Source organism: Minwuia thermotolerans, from assembly GCF_002924445.1.
GTDB classification, from domain to species: domain Bacteria; phylum Pseudomonadota; class Alphaproteobacteria; order Minwuiales; family Minwuiaceae; genus Minwuia; species Minwuia thermotolerans.
Window position 1 is genome coordinate 123,759 of the sequence record NZ_PIGG01000014.1, and the last position, 16,004, is coordinate 139,762.

Below are 16,004 nucleotides of genomic sequence, written 5' to 3' on the forward strand. Positions count from 1 at the left end.
CGCTTAGCATTGTTTGTACACAAACGAATTTGGGACCCGCCGGATGCCGGAATTCGTCAGACCCGCCGGACTGGAGGAGGCGCTGGAGCGCCTGTCGGGCGGCGTCTGGACGGTGCTGGCGGGCGGCACCGACTTCTACCCCGCGCGCGTCGGCCGAGCGGTCTCGGAACCGGTCATGGACGTCACCGCGATCCGCGGCCTGCGCGGCATCGAGGCGACGGCGGAAGGCTTCCGCATCGGCGCGCTGACCACCTGGACCGACATACTGCGCGCCGATCTGCCCCCGGCCTTCGACGCCCTGAAGCTCGCCGCGCGCGAGGTCGGCTCGGTGCAGGTCCAGAACGCCGGCACCGTCGCCGGCAATCTCTGCAACGCCTCCCCCGCCGCCGACGGGGTGCCGCCGCTGCTGATCCTCGACGCCGAGGTGGAACTGGCTTCGGCGGCCGGCCGCCGCCGCATGCCGCTGGCCGGGTTCATTCACGGCAACCGCCGCACCGCGCGCCGCGCCGATGAACTGCTGGTCGCCGTCCACGTGCCGCAGCAGGCGGCCAACGGCCAATCGACATTTCTCAAGCTCGGCGCGCGCAGGTATCTCGTCATCTCCATCGTCATGGTCGCAGCGCGGCTGGCGCGCAACGGTGACGGCCTGACCGATGCCGCGATCTCGGTCGGCGCCTGCGCTGAGGTGGCGCAGCGCCTGCCGGCGCTGGAGCGCGACATGCTGGATGGAACGCTGCCGGGCGACTGGCCGACACCGGCGCATCTCGATGCGCTGAGCCCGATCGACGACATCCGCGCCGACGCCCCCTATCGCCGGATCGCCGCGGCGGAGGCGGTGCGTCGCGCCGTCATCGGCCTGGGAGGCTCGGTATGAGCGTCGCCAGCACCGTCGATACCAGCGAGGTCACGCGGTTCCGGGTCAACGGCCGCGCAGTGGAACTGCCGGACCATCCCGCCACCCGCCTGACCGAGGCCCTGCGCGAACGGCTGGGCCTCACGGGCACCAAGGTCGGCTGCGACGCCGGCGACTGCGGCGCCTGTACCGTGCTGCTCGATGGCGAGCCCGTGTGCGCCTGCATGACCGCGCTGGGACAGGTGGAAGGCCGCCGGGTGGAAACGGTGGAGGGCCTTGCCGGCGACGGCGGCATGCACCGGCTGCAGCGCGCCTTTCTCGACCACGGCGCGGCCCAGTGCGGCATCTGCACGCCGGGCATGCTGATGAGCGCGGCGGCGCTGCTGCGCGCCAACCCATCGCCCACCGAGGCCGAGGCGATGGACGCGCTGGGCGGCGTGCTCTGCCGCTGCACGGGCTACCGCAAGATCATCAACGCGGTCCTCGACGCCGCGCCGCCCGCCGTCCGGCACGGCGGCTCCTCCGTCGGCAGCGCCATCCCGCGTCTCGACGGCGCGCCCAAGGTGCTGGGCCGCGAGCAGTTCGGCGATGACGCCGCCCCAGGCGACGCCCTGCTGATCCGCGTCATCCGGTCACCATACCACCGGGCGCGCTTCCGTTTCGGCGATCTGGACGGCTTCCTGCTGGCCAATTCGGGACTGAGGCGGGTCTTCACGGCGGACGACATCCCGGGCGAGAACCGCTTCGGCGTGATCCCGCCCTTCGCCGACCAGCCGGTCTTCGCGACGGGCGGTCAGGCGCGCTTCCGGGGCGAAGCCGTCGCCGCCGTGGTCGGCGAGCGCGACGACGTGCAGGCGCTGGACCCGGCCGATTTCCCCGTCGAGTGGGAAGAACTCGAACCCTTGCTCGATCCGGCATTGGCCCGCGCGACGAACGCCCAGAAGGTCCATCGCGACCGCGCCGGCAACATCCTCGTCCAGGGTTTCGTCGAGCGCGGCGATGTCGACGGCGCGCTCGCTGATGCAGTCCACGTCGTCCGTGACAGCTTCCGCACCGGCTTCGTGGAGCATGCCTATATCGAGCCGGAGGCCGGATTCGCCCGGATGGACGGGGAGACCGTCGTGATCCACGCCTGCACCCAGGCGCCGCACATGGACCGGGAGGCGGTTGCGGCGATCCTCGGCCTGCCCGAGGAACGGGTTGTCATCGTGCCGACCAGGGTCGGCGGCGGCTTCGGTTCGAAGCTGGACATTTCGGTGCAGCCGATCCTGGCCCTTGCCGCCCTTCGGCTGGGCCGGCCGGCGCGCATCGCCTACACCCGGCCCGAATCCATGGCCTCCACCACGAAGCGCCATCCGGCCGAGATGGAGGTAGCGATCGGCGCCGACGCGGATGGCCGGATCACCGGGCTCGTCTTCGACGGCGTCTTCGATACCGGCGCCTACGCTTCATGGGGACCGACGGTCGCCAACCGCGTTCCCGTTCACGCCTCGGGCCCCTATCTCACGCCCAACTACCGCGCGCGGACAGTGGCGGTGCATACCAACAACCCCGTGGGCGGCGCCTTCCGCGGCTTCGGCGTGCCGCAGGCCGCGATCGCGCAGGAATGCCTCTACGACCGTCTGGCCGACGCCTGCGGGATCGACCGGCTGGAGTTCCGCATACGGAATGCGCTCGCGAGCGGCGACCCGACGGTGACCGGCCAGCGCTTCGAGGCCGGCGTCGGCATCCGCGCCTGCCTGGAGGCGCTGCGCGACGACTGGGCGCGGGCGAAGCGGGAGGCGGCGGCTTTCAACACAGAACATGCGGCGACGCCCTTCCGGCGCGGGGTCGGTCTCGGCGCCTGCTGGTACGGCTGCGGCAACACCGCCCTGCCCAACCCCTCGACCATCAAGGCCGGCGTCACCCGCGACGGCGCCGTGGTGCTGCATCAGGGCGCAGTGGATATCGGCCAGGGCGCGACGACGGTGATCGCGCAGATCTTCGCCGACGCCCTGGGCCTGCCTGTCGAAAACGTGCTGATCGTCGTGGGCGACACCTCGGTGACGCCGGACGCCGGCAAGACCTCGGCCTCGCGCCAGACCTTCGTTTCCGGCCGAGCCGCCATGGCCGCGGGCGCGGCCCTGCGTCAGGCGATCCTGCGCCACGCCAATGTCTCCGAGGCGGCGGCGCTGCGCGTCGAGGACGGGCACATCGTCCTGCGCGAGAAGGAGGTCGATCACGATCTCGACCTCGCGGCCCTGCCCGCCGACGCGGCCGGGTTCGTCATGCTGGTCGAGGAAAGCTACGACCCGCCGACCACGCCGCTGGACGAGAACGGCCAGGGCAGCCCCTACGCGGTCTACGGCTATGGGGCGCAGCTCGTGGAACTGACGGTCGACACAGCTCTCGGCACGGTGAAGGCCGACCGGATCACCGCCGCACACGATGTCGGCCGGGCGATCAATCCGGTGCTGGTGGAAGGGCAGATCGAGGGCGGCATCGCCCAGGGTCTCGGCATGGCGCTGATGGAGGAATACGTGCCGGGCGTCACAGAGAACCTGCACGACTATCTGATCCCCACCATCGGCGACATGCCGCCGGTGAAATCCATCATCGTCGAGGAGCCCGACCCGGAAGGCCCCTACGGCGCCAAGGGGCTGGGCGAGCACGTGCTGATCCCGACCGCGCCGGCGATCCTGAACGCCATCCGCGACGCCACGGGGGCCGTCATCCGGCGCACGCCGGCGACGCCGTCGCGCGTGCTCGCCGCCATCCGGGAGACCCGCCGATGAATGACCAGGTGGTGAAGAAGGACGGCAAGATCCGCTGCGACGCCTGCCCGGTGATGTGCTTCATCGCAGAGGGCAAGTCCGGCGCCTGCGACCGCTACGCGGTGAAGGACGGCGAACTGATCCGCCTCGATCCGCTGACCATCGTCAGCAACGTCGAGGCCCAGGGCGGGCGGTTCGTACCCTTCCTGGACGGGGCCGAGGACTGGGACGGCGAGATCATCCGCACCGAAGACGCGACCATCACCGCCATCGGCGCGGGCACGACCTATCCGGACTACAAGCCCGCGCCCTTCATTGTCGCGAAGGAGACCGAGGGCGTCGACATGGTCACCGTCGTGACCGAAGGGATTTTCAGCTATTGCGGCGCCAAGGTGAAGATCGATACCGACCGCTGGCTGGGGCCGGAGCGGAACATTGTCCGCGTCGACGGCGAGCCCGTCGGCCATGTCACGACCGGCGAGTACGGCTCCCAGATGTTCTCGCTGGGCGGCGTCCATCATCTGACGGGCGGCGGCAAGAAGGAAGGCCGCGTCACCTGCCGCACGCTGATGGACCTCTGCAACGGCGAAGCGGTCGACATGACCGTCGACGGCGGCGCCGAGGTGACGGTGCAGGCGGGACGACCGCCGGTCGTCAATGGCCACGCCGAAGAGCGCATGCGCGTCGGCTGCGGGTCCGCCACCATCGGCATGTTCGCGAAGCAGTGGCATGGCCTGGTGGACGAGGTGGTCGTGGTCGACGACCACATCACCGGCGTTATCTCCGAGCACCAGGCCGGCAAGGTGCTTGGCTGGGAAGACACCGGCATCCGCATCCGCGGCCGCAAGTCGACGCCCGGCCGCTACTTCCAGGTGGCCGAGCCCGGCACCGGCTGGGGCGGCACCGACGTCACCGATCCGCTGACCATCGTCGAGGGCTTCAACCCGAAGCTCGCGAAGCCGGGTCAATCCATGCTCATGGTTTCCACCACCGGCGAGCAATGGGCCTATTTCATCCTCGACGAGGAGCTCAAGCCCGTCGAACACGACCTGCCGGAAAGTCTCCGCCATTCGGTCGAGCTGATCGAGGAGAACTGCGAACCGGCGCTCTGCTCGGTGCTGTTCATGGGCGGCGCCGGCGGCTCGCTGCGCGCGGGCGTCACCGAGAACCCCGTGCGGCTCACCCGCTCGGTGCAGCAGGCGCTGACGAAGGTCACCTGCGGCGGCGCGCCGGCCTATCGCTGGCCCGGCGGCGGCATCACGGTGATGGTCGACGTGACGGCGATGCCGGCGAACTCCTTCGGCTACGTCCCGACACCGGCCATCGTCGCGCCCATCGAGTTCACGCTGCGCCTGGACGATTACCTGGAGCTCGGCGGCCATGGCGGAGAAGTCAAACGCCTGGATGAGGTGGTCGGGCGCGGCGGCTACCGCGTGGAGGGGCGGCGGCCATGAACGGACCCCAGGCCGCCATGCTGCCCGACGGCCGCCGTCTGCACCTGCAGCACGGTCCCATCGACCTCGTCATCGGGGCGGACGGGCAAACGGCGGATATCCGCAACGCCTACCGCGCAGCGCGCGGCCGGTTCGAGACGATCCTTCCCGGACTGGTCGAGGAACTGAACGTCCTGCGCCGCCCGCTGGAAGACCACGCCTGGCCGGCAGGGCCGGTGGCGCGGCGCATGGCCGACGCGGTAGCGCCGCACGGAAGCGTCTTCGTCACGCCCATGGCGGCGGTCGCCGGTTCGGTTGCCGACGAGGTGCTGGCCGTCATGCGGGACGCTGCGCCGGCGCTCAGGCGCATTCACGTCAACAATGGCGGCGACATCGCGCTCTGGCTGGCGGCGGGCGAACGCTATGACGTCGGCCTCGTCGCCGACCCGCGCGACGGGCGTCAGGTCGGCACGGCGCGGCTGACGGCGGCGGATGGCGTGGGCGGCATCGCTACCTCCGGCCGCCACGGGCGCAGCCTGAGCCTCGGCATCGCCGATTCCGTGACGGTGCTGGCCCCGAGCGCGGCGGCGGCGGATGCGGCGGCGACCCTGATCGCCAACGCGGTCGATCTGCCCGGCCACCCGGCGGTCGAGCGCGCGCCGGCCCGCGAGATCGATCCCGACAGCGACCTGGGCGAACGACCGGTCGTGATTGGCGTCGGCCGGCTGCCGGGAGACGACATCGACGCCGCGCTGGCGGCGGGCCGACGCGCCGCCGACGACATGGTCCGCCGGGGTCTGATCCATTCTGCGGCTCTATGGCTGCGCGGCCGTTCGGTGCACACCGAAGCTGTCACCTCCGCCCTGCGCGGGTGGCCGGCGAAGCGCCTGACGACTGCCCGGCACTTTCGCGACAGGCCCGGGTCCCGATTCCGGACGCCCGCACAAGGCGGGCATGACGCGAAATGGGCTGGTGCGGGTGCAAACGAGAGGAAAGCCCGATGACCTATGTCCGCAATCACTGGTACGTGGCCGGCTGGTCGTCGGAATTCGGCGATGACTTCACGACGGCGACGATCCTGGAACAGGACCTCGTGCTCTACCGCGCCGCGGACGGCGAGGTCGTCGCCTTCGAGGACCGTTGCCCCCATCGCGCCCTGCCCCTCTCCATGGGCAAGCGGATCGGCGACACGATCCAGTGCGGCTATCACGGCCTGACCTTCGGACCGGACGGGACTTGCGTCCGAGTGCCCGGTCAACGCTCGATCCCGCCCCAGGCCTGGGTCCGGCGCTTCCCGACGCACGAGCGTCACGGCATCGTCTGGATCTGGATGGGCGACGCCGCGCTGGCCGACCCCGCCGACATCTTCGATCTGCCGCAGCTCTCCGATCCCGGCTGGGCGGCAGTCCAGGGCGACGCGCTCCGCATCGCCTCGAACTATCTCAACGTCGCCGACAATCTCTGCGACCCGGCCCATGTCAGCTTCGTTCACCCGACGACGCTCGGCAACGCCGCGAGCGAGGACGTGCCGGTCAAGGCCCGCCGCCGCGGCGATGTGGTCGAGATCTCGCGCTGGATCCGCAACGGCCCGCCCATCGGCTTCTTCCAGGCCTGGGGCGGCTTCGAAGGCAATGTCGACCGATGGCACTACTACTATCTTCACGCGCCATGCATCGCCGTGATCGACTTCGGCAGCGCCGACGCGGCCCTGGAATTGTCCGAGGACCGGCGCGGCGAGGGCGTGCAGATCTTCGCGTTGCATTTCATGACGCCGGTCGACGCAACGAATACCATCGACCGCTGGATGCACGTCCGCAACACGGCGACCGACGTGCCGGCGGCCGGCGAGAAGATATCCGACCTGCTGCGTGTCGCCTTCGCCGAGGACAAGGCGATCCTGGAGGCCATCCAGCGCAACGAACTGAAGCCATATGACCGGGCGCCGGTCCGCGTGGCGCTCGACGCCGGCTCCAACCATTACCACCGCATCGTCGGCGAGATGCTGGCGGCGGAACAGGACAGGGCGGAGGCCGCGGAATGAGCGAGACCATGGCCCTGGCCGACGACTACCGCCTGGACGACCAGGTCGGCTTCCGCCTGCGCCAGGCGACCCAGCGCCACACGGCAATCTTCGCCGAACACATGGTGGAGGGGCTGACGCCGACGCAGTTCGCGGCCATGGCGAAGCTGCGCGAACTGGGTCCCGCCTCCCAGAACCTGCTGGGCCGGCGCACGGCGATGGACGCGGCGACCATCAAGGGCGTGATCGACCGGCTGCGCGAGCGAGGCTTGGCGGAGACGCGCCGCGACCCCGCGGACGGCCGGCGGCTGCTGGTGGCGCTGACGCCGGAAGGCAGGCGCGTCGCTGCGGAGGCCATCGCGGCCGGGCGCATCATCACCGAGGAGACGCTGGGACCGCTCAACGCCACCGAGCAGCGGCGCCTGCTCGACCTGCTGGCGAAGCTGGGCTGACACCATGAGCGATACCGGCGACAACAAGGGCGAGATCATTGTCGGCGTCGATGTCGGCGGCACCTTCACCGACATCCTGCTGTTCGACCGGGGTCGGGGCCGGGTCCGCGTCGCCAAGGTGCCGACCACGCCGGAGAACCAGGCTGGCGGCGTCATCGCCGCGCTGGAAGCCGTCGAAGCGGATCTGCCTTCTGTCGACCTGATCGTTCACGGCACCACGACGACGACCAACGCCATCCTGGAGCGGAAGCTGGAGCCGACGGGCTTGATCACGACGCGTGGCTTCCGCGACGTGCTCGAGGTCGGACGGCGCACCCGGCCGCAGCCCTATGGCATGACCGGCGTCTTCCGCCCCGTCATCCCGCGCGACCTGCGGCTGGAAGTGACCGAGCGATCCGACGCCGGCGGCAATGTCGTCACGCCGCTGGACGAGGACGAGGTGCGCGAAGCGGCCGAGGCGCTGAAGGCGAAGGGCTGCACCTCGCTGGTCATCCACTTCCTGCACGCCTACGTCAACCCTTCTCACGAGCGCCGCGCCGCGGAGATCGCCGCCGGGATCTGGCCCAACGGCTACATCACCACCGGCCATTCGCTGCTGTCGGAGTTCCGCGAGTACGAGCGCGGCGTCACCGCGGCCGTGAACGCCGCCGTGCAGCCGATCCTGCACCGCTATGTCGACCGGCTGCAGAGCGAGCTGAAATCCAGAGGCTTCCAACGCGACCTCCTGGTCATGAACGGCAATGGCGGCATGGTCTCCGCCCGCACCGTGGCCCGGGAAGCGGCCAAGACGGTGATGTCCGGGCCGGCCTCGGGCGTCATGGCCGCGGCCTATACCGGGCGGCGGGCCGGATTCCGCAACCTGATCACCTATGACATGGGCGGCACCTCGACGGACGTGGCGCTGATCCGCGACACCGCCCCGCCGGTGAGCCACGAGCTGGAGATCGAATACGCCCTGCCGATCCACGTGCCCATGGTCGACGTGCAGACCATCGGCTCGGGCGGCGGCTCCATCGCCCGGATCGACGAGGCCGGCCTGCTGCAGGTCGGGCCCGAGAGCGCCGGCGCCGATCCGGGACCGATCTGCTATGGCCGCGGCGGACGGCAGCCGACGATTTCCGACGCCCATTTCGTGCTTGGCCGCATCAATCCCGCGCATCTGCTCTCGGGCGGCGGAGGCGCCACCGCGGAGGACATCGCGAAGGTCTTCGCCGCGGTCATCGGCGCGCCCCTGGGGCTGGACGCGGCGGAGGCGGCCGCCGCGGTGCTGCGCATCGCCAACATGAAGATGGCAGGCGCCGTGCGCATGGTCTCCATCGCCCGTGGCCACGATCCGCGCGATTTCGCCCTGCTGGCCTTCGGCGGCGGCGGGCCGCTGCATGCGGTATCCATCGCACGGGAACTCGGCATCCCGCGCGTGCTGGTGCCGCCGCGGCCCGGCATCACCAACGCGCTGGGCTGCGTCGTCGCCGACGTCCGCCACGATTTCGTCAACACCGTGAACCACCCGCTGGACGGCGTCGACATCGCCGACTGCCGCTCGATCCTTGCGCGCCAGATCGAGACCGGCCGCCGTCTGGTGGCGGAGGAGCCCGTCGAGGTCGACGACATCCGTATCGCCCACTCGGCCGATATGCAGTTCATCGGCCAGACCCACATCCTGTCGGTGCCGCTGGACGGACCGGACATCACCCGGGAGAATCTGCAGGCGCGCTTCGAGAAGGCCTACTACGAGCGCTTCCACGTCGCCCTGCCGGAAATCCGGGCCAACCTGGTCAACCTCAACACGTCCGTCATCGGCCGCCGGGGCGAAATCGACCTGGCCAGCCTGATCGATCCGGCCGGCCGGCGCGGGAGCCTGGAGGCGGCGCAGAGCGGCAACCGGCCGGTCTTCTTCGATGGCGCATGGGCCGAGACCCCGGTCTACTGGCGCGACCACCTGCCGGCGGACGTGACGATCGACGGCCCGGCCATCGTCGAGCAGATCGATACAACCGTCGTCATCGATCCCGGCGCCCGGGCCACGGGCGACCCGGACGGCAACCTGATCATCGAGGTCCACACATGACCGAACCGCTCGACCCCATCACGCTCAGCGTCATTCAGAACGGCCTGCAGCAGGTCTGCGACGAGATGGACATGAGCTTCTCCCGCTCCGCCTTCTCGCCGGTGATCGCGGAAGCCAACGACCGCTCGGACGGCATCTACGCCGCCGACAACGGCGAACTGATCGCCCAGGGACTGATGGGCCTGCCGGTCTTCGTCGGCACCATGCAGGAATCGACGCGGAACCTGATCGAGTTCATCCGCGACGGCCGCGCCCTGCCGCCCGAGGACGGCGACATCTACATCGTCAACGATCCCTATCTGGGCGGCACGCACCTCATGGACGTGCGCTTCGCCATGCCCTTCTACCGCGATGGCGAGATCTTCTGCTGGCTGTCGAACACCGGCCATTGGCCCGACATCGGCGGCGCGGTGCCGGGCGGCTTTTCGGCCAACGCCACCGCAGTGGAGCAGGAGGGGCTGCGCCTGCCGCCGGTGAAGCTGTTCAAGCGCGGCGAGATGGATCCGGAGATCTACGCCATCATCTGCTCCAACATCCGCATCGCCGACCAGCGGATCGGCGACATTCGCGCCCAGGAGGCTGCCCTGCTGGTCGGGCGGGCGCGGCTGAACGAACTGCTCGACCGTTTCGGCGACGAGACGGTGAAACAGGCGATCGCAGAACTGAAGCGCCGCGGCGCCCGGCAGATGCGCGCCAGGATCGCCGAGATACCCGAAGGGGTCTACCGGGCCGAGGCCTTCATCGATTCCGATGGCGTGGTCGACGAACCGCTGGTCATCAAGCTGACGGTCGAGAAGCGCGACGGCGCCCTGCGCTTCAGCTTCGCCGGCTCCAGCCCGCCCTGCCAGGGGCCGATGAACTCGGTGATCGCCACCACCCGGTCCTCGGTCTATCTCGCCATGCGCCACATCTTTCCCGACGTGCCGATCAACGCCGGCGCCTTCGAGCCCCTGGAGATCGAGGATCCGGAGGGCACCTTTCTCTACGCGCGCTATCCGCGGCCGGTATCGGGCTGCGCGGCGGAGGTCAGCCAGCGCATCGCCGAAGCGGTCTTCGCCGCGCTGGTGCAGGCCCTGCCCGACAGGGTCACGGCCGCCCCAGCGGGATCGAGCGGCAACTTCGCCCTGGGCGGGCACGATCCGGCCCGGGGACGCTCCTACGTCATGTACCAGATCTCCGGCGGCGGCTATGGCGGCAATGCCGACCATGACGGACTGACCAACGGCTGCTCGACCATCGGCATCTCCAAGACGCCGCCGATCGAGGTCATGGAGCAGTACTATCCCGTGCTGTACCACGAGTACGGCCTGCGGGAAGGTTCGGGCGGCGCCGGGGAGAAGCGCGGCGGCTTCGGCCTGAAATACACCGTCGAAGTGCGTCGCGGGGAGGCCACCGCCTCCTTCGTCATGGACCACGGCCGCTTCGGGCCGCAGGGAGTTCTGGGCGGCTGCGACGGAATGCCCAACAGCGTCACCGTGCATCGCGGCGGACGCTCCTACGTGCCCGAACATCTCTCGAAGGACCAGGACATCCGGGTTGCCGCGGGCGACAGGATCGAGGTCGGCACGCCCGGCGGCGGCGGCTACGGCGACCCCTTCCGGCGTCCCGCCGCGAAAGTGCTGGCCGACATCCGCCTTGGCTACTACACATCCGACCAGGCACGGGAGCTCTTCGGCGTCGTGCTCGATCCCTCCGGCCGGGACGTGGACATGGCGGCCACGGCGCGGCGGCGCGCGCATCCGCAGGCGGCGGAGTAGGCGCGGCGCGGCGCTTGACGCACCGGGACGGCGCGTCTATAAGCCCGGCCTTCGAATTGACTGAATCCGCCTTTGGGACTGGACATGGCAAACATCAAATCATCCGAGAAAGACATCCGCCGCACGGCGACGCGCACCGCGCGCAACGTGGCCCGGCGCAGCCGGATGCGGACCTATGTCAAGCGGGTCGAGGTCGCACTGGCCGCCGGCGACGCCGAGGCCGCGAACAAGGCCCTCCAGATCGCGCAGAGCGAACTGGACAAGGCCGCGCAGAAGGGCGTCATCAAGCGCAATGCCGCCGCCCGGAAGGTGTCCCGCCTCAACGCGCGGACCAGGGCCCTGGCTTCCGCCTGATCGATCTTCCGGAAGAAATTCCCGTTTCTGGTGTGCCGCGGACCCCGTCCGCGGCACATTTCATTTCAGTGACATTTTTTTTGCCCGGCGGCGAAAATTGAATCGCCAATGATTCCAACCGCAGAGCGCCGAGAAGCGGGATTTCTTCCTAATTGCGGAGTTTTCTCTCAACCGAGGCCTCTTGAAAGCCGCCCGCCATCCGATCTAAAGTTCGCTTCGCGGGACAGACCGGGAGATGACGGAGTGGGCCGAGACAAGAACAGATCCGGATAAATACGGACGAACCCCACAGACCGTCTGCCTTCTCGAGTCCTGATGTCAAAATCAGCGTTGCGTCAACAGACTGTACATCGGTCTGAACAGGCTTTTTTGCGTTTTCGGCCTCGCCAGCCGCAGTATTCGACAACACGGGAGCGCGAAGTTGACTTTCGAGGCGGACAGGATTTCCGAGGACATCGACGACGCGCCGGCCATGGACGACAGCGAAGCGCTGCATCTGCTTTGGCAGCGCGTCGGAGGGCGCGTTCGCAAGGCTGTCGGGGACGCCGCCTTCAAGAGCTGGCTGGCGCCTCTGCGCCCCGTGGCGCTGCACGATGACCGCGCCGTACTGCTCGCTTCGACCGCGTTCTTGAAAGATTGGGTGAGGAACAACTACCAACAGTTGTTGCTGCGCGAATTCCAGCGTGACGTGCCGCACATCCGCGAGATCGCCATCCATGTCGGCCTGGAAGCTGCTGGCCGCGGGACGGCGAAGGAGGGCGTGACCGCCGGAGAGGCCGGCAGCGACGAAGCCGAGGCTGCGGCCGCCCCCGCGCGGGCGGCCGAACCGGCGCGCGAAGACACGGCCGTGGAGGGGCTGACCGGCCTTCTGGACGCCGCCCTGACCTTCGACAACTTCGTCGTCGGCAAGGCCAACGAACTGGCCTACGCCGCGGCGCGGCGGGTCGCGGATTCCGACGACGTGGCCTTCAACCCGCTGTTCCTCTATTCCGGCGTCGGCCTGGGCAAGACCCACCTGATGCAGGCCATCGCCTGGCACATCGTGCGCGCCAAGCCCGGACGCCGGGTGATGTACCTGTCGGCCGAGAAGTTCATGTACCAGTTCATCCGCGCGGTCCGCTTCAAGGACACCATGGCGTTCAAGGAGCAGTTCCGCTCCGTCGACGTGCTGATGATCGACGACCTGCAGTTCTTCACCGACAAGAACTCCACCCAGGAGGAATTCTTTCACACCTTCAACGAGCTGGTGGACCGCAAGCACCAGGTCGTGATCTCCGCCGACCGTTCGCCCTCCGACCTGGACGGCATGGAGGAGCGCGTGCGCTCCCGGCTGGGCTGGGGACTGGTGGCCGATATCCACCCCACCGACTTCGAGCTCCGCGTCGGCATCCTGGAGCAGAAACTGGCGATGAACGCCGACGTCCATGTTCCCGAGGATGTGCTGCAGTTCCTGGCGCACAGGATCACCTCCAACGTGCGGGAACTGGAAGGCGCACTGAAGCGGGTCATCGCCCATCACGAGCTGATGGGCCGGGAAATCACGCTGGACCTCGCCCGCGACGTCCTGGCCGATCTGCTGCGCGCCAATTCGCGCAAGATCACCATCGACGAAATCCAGAAGAAGGTGGCCGAGCACTTCTCCATCAAGATCACCGAGATGTCGTCCAGCCGCCGCGCCCGCGCCGTCGCCCGGCCGCGCCAGGTCGCCATGTATCTCTCCAAGAAGCTGACCACGCGCAGCCTGCCCGACATCGGCAGGCGCTTCGGCAACCGCGATCATACGACGGTGTTGCACGGGGTGCGGAAGATCGAGGAACTCATCCAGAGCGACTCCAGCCTGGCCGAGGACGTGCGCCTGCTGGAGGCCGCACTTTCCAACTGAGCGGGCAGGCCGCGGACCGGCCCCGCCGCAGGCCGGTAAAATCCATGGAATCGTTGGCGAATCGTGACGCCAGCGTGCTATAGAGAACTGCTCTGGCGGCTGCCGGCCGTCAGGTTCCCGTTCGAACCAGTTCTGGCAAGACATTACCGATGAAACTGACCATTGAACGCGCCGCTCTCCTGTCCACGCTGGGCCATGTGCAGAGCGTGGTGGAACGGCGCAATACCATCCCGATCCTGAGCCACGTGCAGATCGAGGCGGGCTCGGACGCGGTCAGGTTTCGCGCCACCGACCTGGAGCTTGCCATCGTCGAGGAGAACGACGCCAGGGTCGACACGCCCGGCACCGCGACGGCGCCGGCGCACACGCTCTACGATATCGTGCGCAAGCTGCCTGACGGCGCGGACGTGGAACTGAGTCTGGATCAGGAACGCCGCCGCCTGGTGCTGCAGTCAGGCCGTTCCCGCTTCGCGCTGGCCTGCCTGCCGAACGAGGACTTCCCGACGTTCGAGGATGACGAGCTGCCGCACAGCTTTCACATGGCGGCCGAGGAACTGCGCACCCTGGTCGAGCGCACGCGGTTTGCGATTTCCACCGAGGAAACCCGCTACTATCTGAACGGCGTCTACATGCACGCCAGCGATGACGGCAAGAAGCTGCGCGCCGTCGCCACGGACGGTCACAGGCTGGCGCGCTTCGAGATCGACGCCCCGGCGGGCGCGGAGGCCCTGCCGGGCGTCATCGTGCCCCGCAAGGCGATCGCCGAGATCCACCGGCTGCTGGGCGACACCGACAAGGACGTCGCCATTTCCGTCAGCGAGACCAAGATCCGCTTCGCGCTGGGCCGGTCGGTGCTGACGTCGAAACTGATCGATGGCTCCTTCCCCGACTATGAGCGGGTGATCCCGTCCAACAACGAACGCCGCCTGGAGGTCGACGCGAAGATCTTCACCAGCGCGGTGGACCGGGTCTCCACCATCTCGACCGAGAAATCGCGGGCGGTGAAACTCTCCATGGACAGCGAGCGGCTGGTGCTGTCGGCCAACAGCCCCGACGCCGGCAGCGCCTCCGAGGAGATCGCCGTCAGCTACGATGCGCCGGCCATGGAGATCGGCTTCAACTCGCGCTATCTGATGGAGATCGCGTCGCAGATCGACGGCGAGAGCGCGCTTTTCGAGCTTTCCGACGCCGCGGCGCCCACCATCATCCGCGATCCGCAGGATGCTTCGGCGCTCTACGTCCTGATGCCGATGCGGGTCTGAGCCGGCGGCGATGCCGGCCACAGCCCCCGAAGCCGCCGACCGGGCCGAACCGGCGGCGGTGCGGCGTCTTACCGTGACGGATTTCCGATCCTACGACCGGGCGACGATGGAGCCCGATAGCCGGCCGGTGGTGCTCACAGGCCCGAACGGGGCGGGCAAGACGAATCTGCTGGAGGCCGTCTCCATGCTGTCACCGGGCCTCGGCCTGCGCCGCGCACGGCTGACGGAAATGACCCGGCGGGGGGCCGAACGCTGGGCCGTGGCCGCCATGGTGGAGCGTCACGGAGAGACGGTCGCCGTCGGCACCGGGATCGCCGGCGATCCGGGGCAGGAGAAACGGGTGGCGCGGCTGGACGGGGAGAGCGTCGGGCCGATGCAGTTGAGCGGTGTCACCCCGGTGACATGGCTGACGCCGCAGATGGACCGGCTGTTCCTGGACGGGGCCGCGGTCCGGCGGCGGTTCATGGACCGCCTGATCCTGGGGTTCGACCCGGACCATGGGGCCCGGGCGAACCGCTACGAACGCACAATGCGGGAAAGGCTGCGCTTGCTGAAGGACGGCAACAGGGACGACCGCTGGCTGGGGGCGCTGGAAGCCCAGATGGCCGAGCACGGCGTCGCCATCGCCGCCGCCCGGCTGGCCTGGGCGAAACGCACCGCCCGGGCGGTGCGCGCCGGCATCGGCCCCTTCCCCGCCGCCGAGATCGCGCTGGAGGGGCTGGAGACGGCGCTGGACGGTCGCCCGGCGGTCGAAGTGGAGGAGGGTCTCATGGCCGGCCTCCGCGACGGCCGCGAGGAGGACGCCCGCGCCGGCATGACCCGCCTGGGGCCCCATCGCAGCGATCTGGCGGTGCGGCACCTGTCCAGGGACGCCGCGGCCGAACAATGCTCGACCGGCGAGCAGAAGGCGCTGCTGATCGCGCTGATCCTGGCGGACGCGCGCATGCAGGCGGCCGAACGGGGCGTCACGCCGATCCTGCTGCTGGACGAAGTGGCGGCCCATCTGGACGCCGACCGGCGCGCCGCGCTCTACGACGAGATTGCTGCTCTGGGCAGCCAGGCTTGGATGACGGGCACGGAAGGCCATCTTTTTGACATGCTGGGCGAACGGGCGCAGCACTACGAAGTACGTGACTCGGCGCTGACGCCGGCGTCGCGGAGCTGAGAGGA

12 protein-coding genes are annotated in these 16,004 nt (G+C 69.1%); all 12 read left to right on the forward strand.

Features of this window, described 5'->3' with window-relative positions; all coding sequences use genetic code 11:
- The first annotated feature begins 43 nt into the window (after positions 1-43).
- A complete protein-coding gene (locus CWC60_RS02940) occupies positions 44-874 on the forward strand; it encodes an FAD binding domain-containing protein (RefSeq protein WP_109792565.1) in 831 nt (276 codons plus the stop codon).
- Entirely contained in the window at positions 871-3,627 is a 2,757-nt protein-coding gene (locus CWC60_RS02945; RefSeq protein ID WP_109792566.1) for a molybdopterin-dependent oxidoreductase, read from the forward strand. The genes CWC60_RS02940 and CWC60_RS02945 overlap by 4 nt, the downstream gene beginning before the upstream one ends.
- Positions 3,624-5,060: a 6-hydroxynicotinate reductase gene (locus tag CWC60_RS02950; RefSeq protein WP_109792567.1), complete on the forward strand. Its 1,437-nt coding sequence runs from the start codon at positions 3,624-3,626 to the stop codon at positions 5,058-5,060. The genes CWC60_RS02945 and CWC60_RS02950 overlap by 4 nt, the downstream gene beginning before the upstream one ends.
- Complete coding sequence (locus tag CWC60_RS02955; protein WP_109792568.1) at positions 5,057-6,043, forward strand: UPF0280 family protein; 987 nt, start codon at positions 5,057-5,059, stop codon at positions 6,041-6,043. The genes CWC60_RS02950 and CWC60_RS02955 overlap by 4 nt, the downstream gene beginning before the upstream one ends.
- Positions 6,040-7,080 carry an aromatic ring-hydroxylating dioxygenase subunit alpha gene (locus CWC60_RS02960; RefSeq protein ID WP_109792569.1) on the forward strand — a complete coding sequence of 347 codons (1,041 nt, stop codon included), beginning with the start codon at positions 6,040-6,042 and terminating at the stop codon, positions 7,078-7,080. Before CWC60_RS02955 ends, CWC60_RS02960 begins: the two co-directional genes overlap by 4 nt.
- On the forward strand, positions 7,077-7,511 hold the full coding sequence (locus CWC60_RS02965) for a MarR family winged helix-turn-helix transcriptional regulator (RefSeq protein WP_109792570.1): 435 nt from the start codon (positions 7,077-7,079) through the stop codon (positions 7,509-7,511). The genes CWC60_RS02960 and CWC60_RS02965 overlap by 4 nt, the downstream gene beginning before the upstream one ends.
- Before the next feature lie 4 nt (positions 7,512-7,515).
- Positions 7,516-9,579 carry a hydantoinase/oxoprolinase family protein gene (locus CWC60_RS02970; protein WP_109792571.1) on the forward strand — a complete coding sequence of 688 codons (2,064 nt, stop codon included), beginning with the start codon at positions 7,516-7,518 and terminating at the stop codon, positions 9,577-9,579.
- Positions 9,576-11,336 carry a hydantoinase B/oxoprolinase family protein gene (locus CWC60_RS02975; RefSeq protein ID WP_109792572.1) on the forward strand — a complete coding sequence of 587 codons (1,761 nt, stop codon included), beginning with the start codon at positions 9,576-9,578 and terminating at the stop codon, positions 11,334-11,336. The genes CWC60_RS02970 and CWC60_RS02975 overlap by 4 nt, the downstream gene beginning before the upstream one ends.
- An 84-nt stretch (positions 11,337-11,420) precedes the next feature.
- Positions 11,421-11,690 (forward strand): 30S ribosomal protein S20, encoded by a 270-nt coding sequence (gene rpsT / locus CWC60_RS02980; protein ID WP_109792573.1) that lies wholly within the window; start codon positions 11,421-11,423, stop codon positions 11,688-11,690.
- Positions 11,691-12,162: 472 nt separating this feature from the next.
- Entirely contained in the window at positions 12,163-13,572 is a 1,410-nt protein-coding gene (gene dnaA, locus CWC60_RS02985; protein ID WP_109792614.1) for a chromosomal replication initiator protein DnaA, read from the forward strand.
- A gap of 149 nt (positions 13,573-13,721) precedes the next feature.
- Complete coding sequence (dnaN, locus tag CWC60_RS02990; protein ID WP_109792574.1) at positions 13,722-14,834, forward strand: DNA polymerase III subunit beta; 1,113 nt, start codon at positions 13,722-13,724, stop codon at positions 14,832-14,834.
- 10 nt (positions 14,835-14,844) lie between these two features.
- Positions 14,845-15,999 (forward strand): DNA replication/repair protein RecF, encoded by a 1,155-nt coding sequence (recF, locus tag CWC60_RS02995; RefSeq protein ID WP_109792575.1) that lies wholly within the window; start codon positions 14,845-14,847, stop codon positions 15,997-15,999.
- Positions 16,000-16,004 lie beyond the last annotated feature (5 nt).